Raw genomic sequence first — 14,214 nt, forward strand, 5'->3', positions numbered from 1 at the left:
TTGCTTGGTTTCAAGTATAAAATCCATGCAAAGATCATTTTTAGATTACCTTGTAATTTCGCTAAAAGGTATGGCTATGGGAGCAGCAGATATTGTCCCAGGCGTTTCCGGCGGAACCATTGCCTTTATTTCTGGAATTTACGAAGAGTTAATAACTTCTATCAACAATGTAAATCTGTCACTATTTAAAACTTTAAAGAACGAAGGTTTTAAAGCAGCATGGCATCAACTAAACGGTAATTTCTTATTAGCCCTTTTATTGGGTATAGCCATTAGCGTAGTTTCATTAGCAAAAGGAATTGGTTGGCTTCTTGAAAACCAACCTGTATTGCTATGGTCTTTCTTTTTTGGACTCGTTTTAGCAAGTATTTATTTCGTTGGAAAACAAATTCAAAAGTGGAACGTGGCTATTATCATTGCTGCGATACTTTCTGCAGCATTAGCCTATTACATTACTTCATTACCTCCTTTAAGTACCGAAGCAAGTCCTTGGTTTTTACTTTTGGCAGGTGCACTAGCGATATGCGCAATGATTCTTCCAGGAATTTCGGGCTCATTTATTCTAGTTTTGCTGGGAGCATACAGAACGATTTTAGAAGCGGTAGATAATAAAGACTTAAAAACAATTGCCATTGTTGGTGTTGGAGCTATCGTGGGATTACTCACGTTTTCTAGAGTTTTAAAATGGCTTTTCAGCAATCATAAGAACTTAATTTTAGCTATTCTTACTGGCTTTATTTTCGGTTCACTAAACAAGATTTGGCCTTGGAAAAAAGTATTAGAATCCATTACAATAAAAGATAAAGTAATTACTCTTAAAGAAATAAGCGTTTTACCATTTAATTATGATGGAGATCCAAAATTATTGTTCTCAATCATTTTAATGATTGTTGGTTTTGCTACCATCATCATCTTGGAAAAAGTGGCAACTACGCCAAATGAAAACTAAATGTACAATAGCCACAGAACATTTAAAGATAAGTTCTTTTTGGTGATCAAAGGACTTGCAATGGGAGCCGCAAATAAAGTTCCCGGAGTTTCAGGTGGTATTGTGGCATTTGTTGCCGGATTTTACGAAGAATTCATCGGTTCTTTAAGAAAAGTCAATGGAAAAGCCTTTAAACTACTTATTGGCGGAAGATTCAAAAGTTTTTACAGATATATAAATGGACGTTTCCTAGGCTTGCTTATTTTTGGAATGCTCGTAAGTTACTTCAGTATTTCCAAGCTTTTGGATTATTTTATTGAAAGAAAAGAACTCTACGTATGGTCTCTTTTCTTCGGAATGATTTTAGGTTCAATTTACTATATCAGTAAAGATTTTGATCATTGGAATAGAAAAACAATACTGAGTTTTTTAATTGGTATTTCTACCGGAATTTCCATCAGTTTTTTGAGTCCGGCTACGCAAAATGACAATCTTTTATTTGTTTTCTTTTGCGGAATGATCAGTGTTTCAGGAATGGCTTTACCAGGCTTATCGGGTTCTTTCATTTTAATTTTATTGGGTAATTACGTGCTTCTTTTAGTAGATTCTGTAAACGCTTTGTACGATACATTTGCAGAAATTATAAAAGCAGATTTTAGTTTTGTAGAAAATACGAAAAGGTTGGATACACTTAAGATTCTAGCAGTTTTCACAACAGGATCTCTCGTAGGTTTGGTGACACTTTCCCATCTTTTAAATTACGTTCTTAAACACTTCAAACATATTACAACTGCCGTAATTATAGGTTTTATAACGGGATCATTGGGCGTTGTATGGCCATGGAAAAAAACTATCTTCAAAACGGACGCTACCGGAGCTTATCTTCACGACTCAAACGGAGTAAGAATTATAGAAAACTACAAACGTTTTATTCCACATTTTAATCATTCAGAAACCTATATTGCCATTGTTTTTATTATTATTGGCATAGGAATTATTTTAGCACTTGACTGGTATGGACAAAAATCAAGAAAACACGTTTAAAAACTTATTCGGATTACTAGGAAGAAATATTTCGTACTCATTTTCTAGAGGATATTTTTCAGAAAAGTTTGAAAAAGAAGGTATACAAGATTCGTTTTACACAAACTTTGATATTCCTTCTATTGATAAATTCCCCGAAATCATTCAGCAAAATAAGAACCTAAAAGGAATGAATGTTACCATTCCTTACAAAGAAGACGTGATTCCGTATTTAGATGAATTGGATGAAACAGCAAAAATGATTGGCGCAGTAAATACAATTCAGTTTAAAAATAATAAACTAATAGGTCACAATACCGACTATTACGGTTTTTTAAAATCACTTGAACCATTTTTAAAACCTCAACATTCCAAAGCTCTTGTACTTGGAACTGGTGGAGCTGCAAAAGCTGTACTATATGTAATGAAGTTACTTGGAATAAATGCAAAATTGGTTTCTCGCAATCCAAAATTAAAGCAGTATTCCTACACTGACTTAAATAAAGAAATCATTCAAAATAATAAGCTAATTATTAATACAACTCCCTTAGGAACGCACCCAAACATTACAGACAAACCTTCAATTTCGTATCAGCATATCACTTCAGAACATTTACTTTTTGATCTGATTTACAACCCAGCTGAAACTGCTTTTCTACTTGAGGGTAAGAAGCGAGGAGCTACCATTGCAAACGGAGCAAGTATGCTACAACTACAGGCAGAAAAAGCATGGACTATTTGGAATTCATAAAAACAAGTAGGGAGTTAATCGATTTATCAGTTCATTTTTAGTTTTTTTTTTGTCATATAAATTAGTTGTTAGTATCTTTCAGTCAAAGAAACTAGTGCCAACCTTAAAACATTCCTGACAATGTTAGAAGAAAAAGATGATAACCTGTTAAACGCAGACGGACAAGAACCGATTCAAAACGAAGAACAAACCAGTGAATCTAAAGACGCAATTAAAGAGGAAGAAACTACTCCTGTAGTTGAAGAATCTGATGAAGTACACAAAGAGATTGACGACTCTAATGCAGAAGATGCAGAAGACGAAGACAACCATCAGCGTCATTCCATTCCAATGCCGGATTATCATGCTATGGACATGGATTTACTTAATTTGGAATTTGAAAAACTACTGAAGAATCATAAGGTTCAAGCTATAAAAGAGCACGTAGACAATATTCGTACAGAGTTTGAAGATAAATTCACCCATCTACTTGAAGAGAAAAAAGATGAATTTATAGCAAATGGTGGGAATGAAATTGATTTTAGTTACCACGTTCCTGCCAGAAGTACGTTTAATTCTTTATATGGAGAGTACAAGGATAAGCGAAATGCTTACTATAAAAACATAGAACTTACACTCAAAAATAATCTTGACAAAAGATTACAGATTATTGAAGAGTTGAAAGGTTTGTTAGATGTAGAAGAAAATATAAACACTACTTACAAGCACTTTAAAGATTTACAAGATCAATGGAGATCTGTTGGTCCGGTTCCAAGAGCAAGTTACAATGATGTTTATAGAAACTATTATTTCCATACGGAAAGATTCTATGACTTCTTAGATTTAAATAGAGATCTTCGAGATCTTGACTTTAAACACAATTTAGAAGAAAAATTAAAACTCATAGAAAAGGCTGAAGCCTTGGCTACAGAGGAAGACATTCCTAAAGCATTTAGAGAACTGCAACTTCTACACAAAGTTTGGAAGGAAGATATAGGTCCTGTAGAACGTGACCAAAGAGAAGAAATCTGGAATCGCTTTAGTGAAGCTACAAAAGTTGTTCATGACAAGCGCCAAGATTACTTTAAAAACATTGAACAGGTTTACGAGAAGAACTATGAAAAGAAGAAGTTAATCATTGCAGAGATTGAATCCATTGCAGGGAAACAAGTGAACTCACATAACCAATGGCAAAAACTCATGAAGGATATTGAATCTCTTAGAGAAGATTTCTTCAAAGCCGGTAGAGTTCCTGCTAAGGTAACCCAAGAATCATGGGGAAATTTTAAAGATGCTGTTCGATTGTTCAACAAGAACAAAAATGCTTTTTACAAGAATTTAAAAAAGGAACAACAAGATAATCTCAATAAAAAGCTTGAACTCATTGCGATAGCGGAGGCTAATAAAGACAATGAAGATTTTGAAGTAACTACTCCTTTGATGAAAAAGATTCAGCAAGATTGGAAACTAATTGGTCATGTTCCAAGAAAGCAATCTGATAAAATCTGGAAAGAATTCAAAAGTGCTTGTAACCATTACTTCAATAGATTGCATGCGCAAAGAAACGAATCTCAAAAGGTAGAATTTGAAGCTTTTGAAGAGAAAAAAGCATTCTTAGATGAGTTGAAAGATTATCAACTTTCCGGAGACAACAAGAAAGATCTTGCCTACATCAAAAAACTTATTTCCGAATGGAAAAACATGGGGCGTGTTCCTTACAACAAGAGAAACATTGAAAGCAAATTTAATAAGATCATTGATGCCTTATTCAAAAAATTGGATATGGATAAGCAGGAGGCTGAACTTATCAAATACGATAAAAAATTAGATCACTTAGCTAATGAAGATAACAATGAACGCCAGCTACAAAGCGAACATATTTTCATTAGACGTAAGATTGATGAAGTAAAAGCAGAGATCCGACAGTTAGAAAACAATATGCAATTCTTCACCAATGTAGACGAAAGTAACCCATTAGTGAGAGAAGTTATTAAAAACATTGACAAGCATAAGGAGTCTTTAGAGCTTTGGAAAGAAAAGCTAAAAAAGTTAAATACACTAGCTGACGACGAGGAAGATGAAGACTAGAATCTTTCTTTTTTTAAAGCTATGACTTTATAAAAAAAGCCGATGAATCAAAATTCATCGGCTTTTTATTTTCAGTAATGTATATTTTAAAGTAAACTTACTTTTTATCTACTGCTTTGGTAGTATGTAATTTTGATGACATTTCCATAGAAATGGCAGAAAGTTCAAATTTAAGTTTACCAGACATTGTTTCTATAACACAAGAATCTCCGGATAGTTGGTGAATTTTACCGTGTAATCCACTTTTTGTAATTACCTTATCTCCTACTTTAAGCCCTTCTCCAAACTTTTTTTCTTCTTTTTGTCTTTTCATTTGTGGGCGTATCATAAAAAAATACATCACTACAAAAAGTGCTAAAAAAGGTAAATATTTCATTAATCCTTCCATAAATATTCAATTAAATTCTGTTACGTTATCTTATTCTGCTGCTTTTGGTTCTACAAACGCTTTGATTGAAATACGCTCTTTCCCAGTCTCGGTATTTGCAGTAACTGTAATAGTTTTAGTTACTTGGTTTTTACCACTACCATTATAGGTTACTTGAATTTCACCTTTTTCACCTGGAGCAATAGGTCCATCTGGTTTTTTTGGTACTGTACAACCACAGGTACTTTTAACATTGGTCACTACTAATGGAACATCTCCTGTATTTGTAAAGCTAAATGTGTATGCTTGGCGCTCTCCTTGAGGAATGTTTCCAAAGTCATGAACTTTTTCTTCAAATTCCATTACAGCAAATTTTTCTGAATTTGCATCTCTTTCTGCTGCTGCTTCAACATTTTCTGCTTTTACTTTCTTAGAAGCATTTTCTTCGCAAGATGTAAAACTAATTGTAGCTGCTAAAGCTCCGATGATTAATAAACTTTTTTTCATGTTGTATTTAGTTTTATTTTGGAGGTTAAATGTACTAATTATATTATAAAAGCCCTCTACCTACCTTATTTAACTTCTGAGTAGTTTGGTAATCTTTAACCAACTTATCTAGAATTCCATTTACAAAAATGCTACTCTTTGGTGTAGAATACTCTTTTGCTATTTCTAAATATTCGTTGATGGTAACTTTTATAGGGATAGAAGGAAATTTCAAGAACTCACAAATTGCCATCTTAAGTAAAATGGTATCCATATCTGCAATTCTATCACTATCCCAATTTGGAGTTTTTCCGTTGATTTCTTCTTGCAACATTTCGTTATTAAGTACCGTTTTTCTTAACAACTCAATACCAAATTTTTTATCTTCCTCATCTTTGAATAAACTTGGAAGAAAATAAGTTTCAGGATGATTGTTACTTTTTAATTTTCTTATAGATTTCAAGAAAATTGTATTTACTGCCGGCAAATCATCAATCCAAGTGATTTTATGATCTTCTATATAATCATATAACTTTTCATTTGGTGCTATAATTTCTTTGAAAACGTCTACCAAAAACTCTTTATCTTCTTTAAATGTAGACAGCTTTTCCTTCATGTAATCTTTATAAATATCACTATTAAGGATATCGTTATAAATAATTTTTACATATTCCTCATCAAGGTACCAACTATTTAATTTTCTATCCTCAATAGCTTCTTGCAAAAGTTGATTGTTTACCAACATTTGCAAAACCTCATTATTTACGAATTTTTTATTTGGATTTTTGTCTTCGGCAGTTGCCAAATATTTTCCTTGAGATAGGGTTAATTGTGAAGCAGCTCTTTTTTGAATTTCAATTAACAAGCTTAGCACAGTTAAATATAAATTATACATGTTTTCCATACTCTGTAAAAGAAACTTTTCTTCCTTTTCCAGATTTACATTTTCTGCTTTTGTTAATGCATACATGGACTGCATTACCTTGACTCTGATATGTCTTCTTGTTAACATTTGATAAGAACTTACTTTAAATAATTACAGACGAAGATTTTGTTTTTCTTCGACGGCAAAAATATAACTTATTTTAATAATCAATATGATTATATTGTTATTTTAATTTTTGACAAAAACCCTCGCTGTTTATGACACAATTAAAAGCTAATCATCTACTCACATTTCATAATACTTCAAACTTTAACAATATTTAAAAATTTATATGCTTAGCCGAATTTAAAAGCGTTCTATTTATTTTACCTAAACCTGTATCTTTGCCTTTCTTGTTTGTGAAATTTTTCAAACTACAAACTTGCAAATAACCAAGATAAACTTCAGATAGAAGTACCACCTATGAAAGAACTAAAACATCTAAATAAATATTTTTACAAATACCGATTTAAGCTATTGCTAGGGCTATTAATTACAATTATTGCTCGTGTATTTAGTTTGGTAATGCCTACATATGTGAAAAAGACGCTAGATGCTGTAGAAGATACCGTTAAATCAGATTTACCTTTGGATCATATCAAGGGCGAATTAATCACCTATATTGCTATAATCATTGGCTCCAGTGCGCTGTATGCTTTGTTCACATTTTTAATGAGACAAACCATCATCAATATTTCCAGATATATTGAATTTGATTTAAAAAATGAAGTGTTTGAGCAATACGAAAGATTATCTATCAATTTTTACAAAAAAAATAGAACAGGTGATTTAATGAACCGAATTAGTGAAGATGTAGGAAAGGTTCGTATGTATGCTGGACCAGCAATTATGTACAGCATACAAACATTAACGCTTTTTGTGTGCATCATTCCTTTAATGATCAACTCATCGCCTACGTTAACGCTATACACGGTAATTCCGTTACCAATTCTTTCTATATTAATTTATTACATCAGTAAAACTATTCACAAGCGAACAACGGTTGTTCAGCAGTTTTTATCAAAGCTTTCCACGTTTTCTCAGGAAACTTTTTCTGGGGTAAGCGTAATCAAAGCTTACGGAATTGAAAACCGTATTAATGAAGAATTACACGAACTTGCAATAGAAGGAAAAGAAAAAAGTATGAATCTCGCAAAAGTTCAAGCTTGGTTTTTTCCACTTATGCTACTACTCATTGGTGTGAGCACTATTGCGGTTATCTATGTTGGAGGAATGCTTTATATTGATGGAAAAATTGAGAGCATAGGAGTCATTGCTGAATTTTTAATTTATGTTCTTATGCTTACGTGGCCAGTGGCTACCGTTGGTTGGGTTAGTTCTATAATTCAACAAGCAGATGCTTCTCAGAAAAGAATTAATGAATTTCTGAAAGAAGAACCACAGATTAAAAATTTACAACCAAACGAAACTCCTATTAAAGGAAATATAGAATTTAAAAATGTTTCCTTCACGTATGAAGACACTAATATTCAAGCCTTGAAAGACGTTTCTTTCCAAGTGAAGAATGGAGAAACCCTTGCTATAATAGGAAAAACGGGATCGGGAAAATCTACTATTTTAGATTTGATCGCACGTTTATATGACGTTTCATCTGGTCAAATTTTGATTGATGGTATGCCTATACAGGAAAAAAATATTTACAATTTAAGAAACGCGATTGGAGCGGTGCCGCAAGATGCTTTCTTATTCTCTACTTCTATTAAAGAAAACATCAAGTTTGGTAAATTTGATGCAACTGAAGAAGAAATTATTCAAGCTGCAAAACAGGCTTCTGTTCATAAAAATATTGAAAAATTCAGTAATAAGTATGACACTGTTTTAGGCGAAAGAGGTATAACACTGAGTGGTGGACAAAAACAGCGAGTTTCTATCGCTAGAGCATTGATAAAAGATGCTCAAATCTATTTATTTGACGATTGTCTTTCTGCAGTGGACACAGAAACCGAGGAAAAGATATTGAATAACTTACTTAAAATAGCAAAAGAAAAAACTACCATCATTGTGAGCCACCGTATTTCATCGGCTAAAAATGCTGATAGAATACTCATTATTGATGACGGAAAAATTGTACAGCAAGGAACTCATAATCAACTTATAATAACGGAAGGATATTATAAAGAATTGTATTTAAATCAGCTTCACGAAAAAGAAAGTCATTAAATTTTTGCTATATTATGATTTTTTTCACATTTTTGAAACAAAATACTATTCAACTAAACAGTTAGAGGGAATTATGAATGACAAAGACTTACTAGAGAAAGATGAGATTTTCTCAAAAGTACTTAGAGCCGGTAGAAGAACATATTTCTTTGACGTTAGAGCTACGAAAGCCGGAGATTATTATCTCACCATTACCGAAAGTAAAAAATTCACTCACGACGACGGATCGTTCCACTACAAAAAACACAAGATCTATTTATACAAAGAAGATTTTGCTGCATTTAAGGACATCCTGGGTGAAATGACCGATTTTGTTATAGACTCGAAAGGAGAAGAAGTGATTTCTGAACGTCACCAAAAGGATTTTAAGAAGGAATCTTATTTTGATTCAGAGGACGAAGAAGTAGCTCCTACAGAAAAATTTACTGATATTAGTTTTGAAGATATTTAAAAACTAATGAACCAACCAAAAATCAGTATATAGTAAAAGCCGTTATTTTTCAATAACGGCTTTTAGTTTTTAATCATTAAACGTAAATAAGTATTATTCGCTTACAATTTTAAGTTTTTCTACCATTTCACGTGATATACTATCAGAATATGCTCCGTATGCATCTACCAACAAACCTTTTTGTCCGGTACTTGTCTCAATTGCATACAAAACAGAACTATCATCTGGATTGGTTTGACCTTCGAACCTGTGAACTTCAACAACATTCAGATTTTTTGCTTCGATCAATTGTTTCTTCGCTTTGTTCTCTACACCATTTTCAATAAGGTTAAAATCTTCCTTAAATCCTTTCTTTTTTAAGCCTTCAATAGCCGAAGACAGGGTTTCATAAGCTGTTTTCATAGCACTAAATTTTTTTAATTCTTTCTTTTTGTTTCCGTTTTCTTTTTCATCAAAAAGACAATAGTTTTTCATTCTTAAATATTGTCTTTAATTTTACATTTAAAGATACTATTCTTACTAAAATTTCTATCTTAAGTGAATCTTATATACTCTTAAATCAATCATAAATTATGGCAAGAACTCCCAGCAACATGCTTCCTCTAGGAACCGAAGCTCCAGACTTTTCTCTTCTAAATACAGTAGACCAAAACACACTTTCCTTAACCGATATTAAAGGAGAAAAAGGAACTGTAATCATGTTTATCTGTAATCATTGCCCATTTGTAAAACATGTAGATGACGGAATGATTTCATTAGCGAATGACTATGTACCAAAAGGAATTTCATTTGCAGCTATTTCTAGTAATGATGTGGAAAACTATCCTGATGACTCACCTGAACTCATGAAAAAGACAGCAGAAGAATTGGGCTATCCTTTCCCCTATCTATATGACGAAACGCAAGAAGTGGCCAAGGCGTACGATGCGGCTTGCACTCCAGATTTCTACATTTTTGATAAAGATTTGAAATTGGTTTATCGTGGGCAATTGGATGGTTCTAGACCACAAAATGGAATTCCTGTTACTGGCGAAGATATGAGAACGGCTTTGGATGCGCTTCTATCTGGAAATGAAATTCTGACATTGCAAAAACCTAGTTTGGGTTGTAACATCAAATGGAAAAATTAACGCAATTTTAAAGCAAAAACATTTTTTAATCTATTTAATCTACTAACTTTGTAGAATAATGTAAAATAAAAAAATTATGGCTACTATAAGATTAGGAGATACAGCACCAGATTTTACGGCGCAAACCACAGAAGGAAAAATCAATTTATATGACTACTTAGGTGATGGTTGGGGAGTTTTATTCTCTCACCCTTCAGACTATACCCCGGTTTGTACTACAGAATTGGGAACAGTTGCAAAATACAAAGATGAGTTTGCAAAACGTAATACCAAAGTTCTTGCTTTGAGTGTTGACGGCTTAGAATCGCACAAAGGTTGGATCAATGATATCAACGAAACTCAAAATGTAAATGTAGATTATCCTATTATTGCTGATGAAGATAAAAAAATCGCAGAAGCATATGATATGATTCATCCGAATGCAGATGCTACCTTCACTGTACGTTCTGTGTATGTTATTGGACCAGATAAAAAAATCAAATTGATTATCACTTATCCTGCTTCTACCGGAAGAAACTTTGACGAGCTTTTACGTGTTATTGATTCTTTACAGCTTACAGCATACCATAAAGTTGCTACACCAGCGAACTGGAAACATGGTGACGAAGTGGTAATTAGCCCAGCTGTTTCTAATGAAGATGCTAAAAACATTTTCACAAAAGGATTTAAGGAAGTTAAGCCATATTTACGTTTAACGCCTCAACCTAATTTGGACTAAAATATCGTTTAGATAAAAATTGTTATGAAAAAAGAAAAACCTGCAGTTGCAGGTTTTTCTTTTTTATATCCAATCATTTCGCTTTGCTAAATGTTCTATATGTGCATAATGATGATTGCCATGCCAAGCATACATTCCTGTAACCCTTCGAAGATCCATTTCCTTTCCCGTTTCCGGATGAATGAATGATTTATTAAATTCTTCAGGTTTCATTACTTTTAATAAAACTGTCCATTTAAGATGTAGCGCTTTTAACATCACAATGGAAACCTCTGGTGGAACTTCATAATCGGGAAGCTCTGCCCATTTTGCTTCATCATATGCCTTTATTATTGGTTTCTCTTCCGTTAGCGCCCATTTATATCTTACATAACTATTCACATGACTATCTACCAAATGGTGTATTACTTGTTGAACCGTCCAACCGCCGGGTCTATACTGAGTTTGAAATTGCTCTTCAGTAAAATGTTCTATCAATTTTTCTAGCTTCGCAGGAAGGTCTTCTATTTGGCGAATCCATTCTTGCAATTGCTCATCACTCACTTCTTCATTCGCCCATACGAATGTTCCTATGGGATATTTCAATAATTCTAATTGTGCTTCTGTCATACTTAAAATTAAAAAAAGCCCCTATAAAAGGAGCTTTTCTTCTGTTAAGTATTTTGTAAATTATTTTACAGAAACTAATTCCGTATCAAAAACCAAAGTTGCATTTGGAGGAATAACTCCTCCTGCACCTTGAGCTCCGTATCCTAAATGTGGAGGAATTACAAAACGAGCTTTATCACCTACGTTTAGTAGTGCAATACCTTCATCCCATCCTGCAATTACTTGTCCAATTCCTAATGTAAAATCAATTGGTTGATTTCTTTTGTATGAAGAATCAAAAACACCACCTTCCACAAACATTCCTTTGTAGTGTACAGAAACTGTTTTTCCTTTTTCTGCTTTTGGTCCGTTTCCTTTTTGAATGATTTTATAACGAAGTCCGCTATCTGTTTTATCAAAACCAGCAGCTACTTTATCTAATGCTTCTTCAGCTCTTCTTTTTTCTTCTGCTAAACGCTCTTCACGAGAACCTTCAAATTTTCTAAAGGCTTCAATAGCATTCCATTTTTCAGCTTCCTCCCCTACTCTTAAGATCTCTAAGCTTTCAATAACATCGTTTTGAGCAATTGAATCTACCACATCTTGACCTTCTTCAACAAAACCAAAAACTGTGTGTTTTTGGTCTAACCAAGGAGTTTCAACATGAGTAATAAAAAACTGAGAACCGTTTGTTCCTGGTCCTGCATTTGCCATAGAAAGTACTCCTGGTCCCGCATGTTTTAAATCTGGGTGAAATTCATCATCAAACTGGTATCCTGGCCCACCAACTCCGGTACCTTGAGGACAACCACCTTGAATCATAAAATCTGGAATTACTCTATGAAATTTTAAACCGTCGTAATAAGGATTTCCTTGTTTCTTAACATCGTTTTCTAACTGACCTTCTGCTAAACCAACAAAGTTACCAACCGTACCCGGTGTTTTATCGTGTGTTAGTTTTACTAAAATTACTCCTTTAGAAGTATTAAATTTTGCGTAAATACCGTCTTTCATTATTCTTTTTTTAAATGAGGTACAAAGATAAAAAATGTTTGCAGCTTTAATAGCTCAGCTTTAAGCTTTTGTAAAATAAACAGACGATAGAAACTCTATGCTGGTATATCACTGCTTTTTAAAATGAAATGATTAACTTCGTAACCGCTTTTAATAGAATAAATTCAGACATTAAATTATAACATATGAGTAAGTACGATGTTATCGTTTTAGGAAGTGGACCAGGTGGTTATGTTACCGCTATTCGCGCTTCACAATTAGGTTTTAAAACTGCCGTAGTTGAAAAAGAAAACTTAGGTGGTGTTTGCCTTAACTGGGGATGTATACCAACCAAAGCTTTGTTAAAAAGTGCTCAGGTTTTTGAATATTTAAAACATGCTTCTGACTACGGACTTTCTGTAGGAGAATATGATAAAGATTTTGAAGCAGTAGTAAAAAGAAGTAGAGGCGTTGCCGAAGGAATGAGCAAAGGTGTTCAGTTCTTAATGAAGAAAAACAAAATAGATGTTATTGAAGGTTTTGGTAAACTTCAAAAAGGTAAAAAAGTCTTAGTTACTGCTAAAGATGGTAGTACTACAGAATATAGCGCAGATAATATTATTATTGCTACAGGTGCTCGTTCTAGAGAATTGCCTAGTTTACCACAAGATGGTAAAAAAGTAATTGGTTACCGCGAGGCTATGACCTTACCAGAACAACCAAAGAAAATGATTGTTGTTGGTAGTGGCGCTATCGGTATCGAATTCGCTTACTTCTACAACTCTATGGGAACTGAAGTTACTGTAGTAGAATATTTACCAAATATTGTTCCGGTTGAAGACGAAGAAGTTTCTAAACAATTAGAGCGTAGCTTCAAAAAATCTGGAATTAAAGTAATGACCTCTGCTGAAGTAACAAAAGTAGATACTGCTGGTGAAGGTGTGAAAGCTACTGTAAAAACTGCTAAAGGAGAACAAGTTCTTGAAGCAGACATAATTCTTTCTGCTGTTGGTATTAAAACCAATATTGAAGGTATCGGTTTAGAAGACGTTGGTATTGCTACTGATAGAGATAAAATTTTAGTAAACGATTTCTACGAAACTAACATTCCTGGTTACTACGCTATTGGAGATGTTACTCCAGGACAAGCATTAGCACACGTTGCTTCTGCAGAAGGTATTCTTTGTGTTGAAAAAATCAAAGGAATGCATGTAGAAGCTCTTGATTACGGAAACATTCCAGGTTGTACATACTGTACCCCAGAGATTGCTTCTGTTGGTTTAACAGAGAAAAAAGCAATCGAAGCTGGTTACGAAATTAAAGTGGGTAAATTCCCGTTCTCTGCCTCTGGTAAAGCGAAAGCTTCTGGTAACGCAGATGGTTTTGTAAAAGTTATTTTTGATGCTAAATACGGTGAATGGTTAGGTTGCCACATGATTGGTGCCGGAGTTACCGATATGATTGCAGAAGCAGTTGTAGCAAGAAAGTTAGAAACTACTGGTCATGAAGTTTTAAAAGCAGTTCACCCTCACCCAACTATGAGTGAAGCGGTTATGGAAGCTGTTGCTGCTGCTTATGACGAAGTGATTCACTTATAAGAAATACA

15 protein-coding genes are annotated in these 14,214 nt (G+C 33.5%); 9 read left to right on the forward strand and 6 right to left on the reverse strand.

Annotated elements, in window-relative coordinates; genetic code table 11:
* The first annotated feature begins 25 nt into the window (after positions 1-25).
* The 4 genes from BM383_RS07005 (at position 26) to BM383_RS07020 (ending at position 4,769) form a co-directional block, all read left to right on the forward strand.
* On the forward strand, positions 26-949 hold the full coding sequence (locus tag BM383_RS07005; protein WP_093024407.1) for a polyprenyl-phosphate transporter: 924 nt from the start codon (positions 26-28) through the stop codon (positions 947-949).
* Positions 950-1,972, forward strand: a complete 1,023-nt coding sequence (locus BM383_RS07010) for a DUF368 domain-containing protein (protein ID WP_093024408.1) — start codon at positions 950-952, stop codon at positions 1,970-1,972. It begins immediately after the preceding gene.
* Positions 1,944-2,702, forward strand: coding sequence for a shikimate dehydrogenase family protein (locus BM383_RS07015; protein ID WP_093024409.1), 759 nt, complete (start codon positions 1,944-1,946; stop codon positions 2,700-2,702). Before BM383_RS07010 ends, BM383_RS07015 begins: the two co-directional genes overlap by 29 nt.
* 120 nt (positions 2,703-2,822) lie before the next feature.
* Entirely contained in the window at positions 2,823-4,769 is a 1,947-nt protein-coding gene (locus tag BM383_RS07020) for a DUF349 domain-containing protein (protein WP_093024410.1), read from the forward strand.
* Positions 4,770-4,866: 97 nt separating this feature from the next.
* Here BM383_RS07020 and yajC read toward each other — a convergent pair whose 3' ends face one another.
* Genes yajC through nusB form a run of 3 tightly spaced genes read right to left on the reverse strand, consistent with a single transcriptional unit; the run spans position 4,867 to position 6,634 of the window.
* Positions 4,867-5,157, reverse strand: coding sequence for a preprotein translocase subunit YajC (yajC, locus tag BM383_RS07025; protein WP_093024411.1), 291 nt, complete (start codon positions 5,155-5,157; stop codon positions 4,867-4,869).
* A 30-nt stretch (positions 5,158-5,187) separates the two neighbouring features.
* Positions 5,188-5,643, reverse strand: a complete 456-nt coding sequence (locus BM383_RS07030) for a DUF1573 domain-containing protein (protein ID WP_093024412.1) — start codon at positions 5,641-5,643, stop codon at positions 5,188-5,190.
* A gap of 43 nt (positions 5,644-5,686) precedes the next feature.
* On the reverse strand, positions 5,687-6,634 hold the full coding sequence (gene nusB, locus BM383_RS07035) for a transcription antitermination factor NusB (protein ID WP_245766544.1): 948 nt from the start codon (positions 6,632-6,634) through the stop codon (positions 5,687-5,689).
* Positions 6,635-6,970: 336 nt separating this feature from the next.
* On the opposite strand from nusB, the gene BM383_RS07040 reads away from it, so the two are divergent.
* Entirely contained in the window at positions 6,971-8,728 is a 1,758-nt protein-coding gene (locus tag BM383_RS07040; protein WP_093024413.1) for an ABC transporter ATP-binding protein, read from the forward strand.
* 73 nt (positions 8,729-8,801) lie between these two features.
* Entirely contained in the window at positions 8,802-9,179 is a 378-nt protein-coding gene (locus BM383_RS07045; RefSeq protein ID WP_093024470.1) for a PUR family DNA/RNA-binding protein, read from the forward strand.
* A 93-nt stretch (positions 9,180-9,272) separates the two neighbouring features.
* Here BM383_RS07045 and BM383_RS07050 read toward each other — a convergent pair whose 3' ends face one another.
* Positions 9,273-9,653, reverse strand: coding sequence for a phosphoribosylpyrophosphate synthetase (locus tag BM383_RS07050; RefSeq protein ID WP_317040063.1), 381 nt, complete (start codon positions 9,651-9,653; stop codon positions 9,273-9,275).
* 98 nt (positions 9,654-9,751) lie between these two features.
* Between BM383_RS07050 and BM383_RS07055 the strand changes: the two genes are divergently transcribed.
* Positions 9,752-10,309, forward strand: a complete 558-nt coding sequence (locus tag BM383_RS07055) for a thioredoxin family protein (RefSeq protein ID WP_093024414.1) — start codon at positions 9,752-9,754, stop codon at positions 10,307-10,309.
* Between the two features lie 76 nt (positions 10,310-10,385).
* A complete protein-coding gene (locus tag BM383_RS07060; RefSeq protein WP_093024415.1) occupies positions 10,386-11,027 on the forward strand; it encodes a peroxiredoxin in 642 nt (213 codons plus the stop codon).
* Between the two features lie 63 nt (positions 11,028-11,090).
* On the opposite strand, the gene BM383_RS07065 is transcribed toward BM383_RS07060, so the two are convergent.
* Positions 11,091-11,636, reverse strand: coding sequence for a YfiT family bacillithiol transferase (locus BM383_RS07065; protein WP_093024416.1), 546 nt, complete (start codon positions 11,634-11,636; stop codon positions 11,091-11,093).
* 60 nt (positions 11,637-11,696) lie between these two features.
* Positions 11,697-12,629 carry a peptidylprolyl isomerase gene (locus tag BM383_RS07070; RefSeq protein WP_093024417.1) on the reverse strand — a complete coding sequence of 311 codons (933 nt, stop codon included), beginning with the start codon at positions 12,627-12,629 and terminating at the stop codon, positions 11,697-11,699.
* Positions 12,630-12,814: 185 nt separating this feature from the next.
* Here BM383_RS07070 and lpdA point away from each other — a divergent pair, with 185 nt between their 5' ends.
* Positions 12,815-14,206: a dihydrolipoyl dehydrogenase gene (gene lpdA / locus BM383_RS07075; protein ID WP_093024418.1), complete on the forward strand. Its 1,392-nt coding sequence runs from the start codon at positions 12,815-12,817 to the stop codon at positions 14,204-14,206.
* The last annotated feature ends 8 nt before the right edge of the window (positions 14,207-14,214 follow it).

Source organism: Pustulibacterium marinum, from assembly GCF_900116665.1.
GTDB lineage: Bacteria > Bacteroidota > Bacteroidia > Flavobacteriales > Flavobacteriaceae > Pustulibacterium > Pustulibacterium marinum.

Excerpts from the sequence above, each read along its gene's own strand:
- BM383_RS07005 (WP_093024407.1), top strand. The coding sequence starts at position 26 with ATGCAAAGATCATTTTTAGATTACCTTGTAATTTCGCTAAAAGGTATG.
- BM383_RS07010 (WP_093024408.1), top strand. The coding sequence starts at position 950 with ATGTACAATAGCCACAGAACATTTAAAGATAAGTTCTTTTTGGTGATC.
- BM383_RS07015 (WP_093024409.1), top strand. The coding sequence starts at position 1,944 with ATGGACAAAAATCAAGAAAACACGTTTAAAAACTTATTCGGATTACTA.
- BM383_RS07020 (WP_093024410.1), top strand. The coding sequence starts at position 2,823 with ATGTTAGAAGAAAAAGATGATAACCTGTTAAACGCAGACGGACAAGAA.
- yajC (WP_093024411.1), bottom strand. The coding sequence starts at position 5,157 with ATGGAAGGATTAATGAAATATTTACCTTTTTTAGCACTTTTTGTAGTG.
- BM383_RS07030 (WP_093024412.1), bottom strand. The coding sequence starts at position 5,643 with ATGAAAAAAAGTTTATTAATCATCGGAGCTTTAGCAGCTACAATTAGT.
- nusB (WP_245766544.1), bottom strand. The coding sequence starts at position 6,634 with ATGTTAACAAGAAGACATATCAGAGTCAAGGTAATGCAGTCCATGTAT.
- BM383_RS07040 (WP_093024413.1), top strand. The coding sequence starts at position 6,971 with ATGAAAGAACTAAAACATCTAAATAAATATTTTTACAAATACCGATTT.
- BM383_RS07045 (WP_093024470.1), top strand. The coding sequence starts at position 8,802 with ATGAATGACAAAGACTTACTAGAGAAAGATGAGATTTTCTCAAAAGTA.
- BM383_RS07050 (WP_317040063.1), bottom strand. The coding sequence starts at position 9,653 with ATGAAAAACTATTGTCTTTTTGATGAAAAAGAAAACGGAAACAAAAAG.
- BM383_RS07055 (WP_093024414.1), top strand. The coding sequence starts at position 9,752 with ATGGCAAGAACTCCCAGCAACATGCTTCCTCTAGGAACCGAAGCTCCA.
- BM383_RS07060 (WP_093024415.1), top strand. The coding sequence starts at position 10,386 with ATGGCTACTATAAGATTAGGAGATACAGCACCAGATTTTACGGCGCAA.
- BM383_RS07065 (WP_093024416.1), bottom strand. The coding sequence starts at position 11,636 with ATGACAGAAGCACAATTAGAATTATTGAAATATCCCATAGGAACATTC.
- BM383_RS07070 (WP_093024417.1), bottom strand. The coding sequence starts at position 12,629 with ATGAAAGACGGTATTTACGCAAAATTTAATACTTCTAAAGGAGTAATT.
- lpdA (WP_093024418.1), top strand. The coding sequence starts at position 12,815 with ATGAGTAAGTACGATGTTATCGTTTTAGGAAGTGGACCAGGTGGTTAT.